This window comes from Corynebacterium sp. HMSC074C01 (genome assembly GCF_001814605.1).
In the GTDB taxonomy this organism is placed as follows: Bacteria; Actinomycetota; Actinomycetes; order Mycobacteriales; family Mycobacteriaceae; genus Corynebacterium.
This window is the reverse complement of the sequence record NZ_KV817299.1, coordinates 1-471: the sequence shown is the minus strand read 5'-3', so window position 1 is coordinate 471 and position 471 is coordinate 1. Positions and strand designations below refer to the sequence as shown.

The 471-nt window shown below is 58.2% G+C and carries 1 pseudogene; it reads right to left on the bottom strand.

Annotation, left to right across the window (positions count from 1 at the left end):
• Window positions 1-196 precede the first annotated feature (196 nt).
• Window positions 197-471, bottom strand: a pseudogene (locus tag HMPREF2978_RS13275) (hypothetical protein); the annotation flags it as partial.

Genomic DNA, 471 nt, shown 5'->3' with positions numbered 1-471 from the left:
CCCCAGTCATAAATACGCACCCCGCCACAGCCCGAAGCGGTCACCGTAATACGCTGGTCCTCCACCGGAAAAATGTAGGGGCGCGAGGAGCCAGGTTTCGTGACGTTGACCCAACCATCTCCGGGTTGAACAGATACTGGGATACGAAACGCACCCCGTTTGATTAGTCTCATTGGCATAATTGCTTCTCCTTTTCCTATTCCCACCAGGTACCCATAGCTGGTACCACCACGACGGCCCCGTATCCCTTGGATCTGATTGCTGTGTCGGCCTGCTCGGCGGTTTTATCGTCCGGCGCGGCAAGCACGAGCTTCAGACCAGTAGGGGCCAGGGCGACAATGGCGGCGGCAATAGCCGCATCCATCTGCGATTTAGATACTTCACCAGGCGCACCCTTCGGCCCAGTCAACGGCGGGGAAATCATGCCGTTGACGGCGAGTCTGTCGCCTTGCCAGAACGTGTTGTCGAGGG